Source organism: Streptomyces sp. SID3343 (genome assembly GCF_009865215.1).
In the GTDB taxonomy this organism is placed as follows: Bacteria; Actinomycetota; Actinomycetes; order Streptomycetales; family Streptomycetaceae; genus Embleya.
In genome coordinates this window covers 1-502 of the sequence record NZ_WWJX01000802.1, presented here as the reverse complement: position 1 = coordinate 502, position 502 = coordinate 1, and the positions used below count along the sequence as shown (strand labels likewise).

At 70.9% G+C, this 502-nt stretch carries 1 protein-coding gene; it reads left to right on the top strand.

Annotated elements, in window-relative coordinates; genetic code table 11:
- Positions 1 to 295: 295 nt before the first annotated feature.
- Positions 296 to 502: hypothetical protein (locus GT354_RS52750; protein ID WP_202512260.1), on the top strand; the 207-nt coding region annotated here is incomplete at its 3' end.

Sequence of the window (502 nt, the reverse complement as noted above, 5' to 3'; positions counted from 1 at the left end):
CGCCGCGCCGGCCCGGGCGACCTCGGCGAGCGGCGTGCCGTCGCGCGGCGCGGTCACGGTGAAGGTGCCGGCGGTGCCCGCGTGGTCGTCGCCGTCGATGTGATGGACCGTCACGAGGCGGAGCCGGTCCGCCCGTTCGAGCCAGTCCGGGTAGGTGAGGTCGGCCATGGTATCCATTTCCCTCGACTATTGTTTGGGATCAAACGATACCGTCGAAGCCTTCCGGCGGAAGGGGTTGACCGTGATGATCGAGGCTCACTAGATTGTTTGGGGTCAAACGATTTGGAGGCCAGCCATGACCGAGGTCACCGCCGCCGGAATCGGCGCCGGCGGCGCGGGGGACGCCCCGCACGCCGCGGAAGCCCCGCACGCAGGCGCCCCACACCCCACGAGCATCACCGTCGCCGGGGTCGCCGTCGACACCCGGCACTGGATCGGCGGCGAGCGGGTCGCGTCCGCGGCCGGCTTCACCGACGTCAGCCCGATCGACGGCCACGTCATC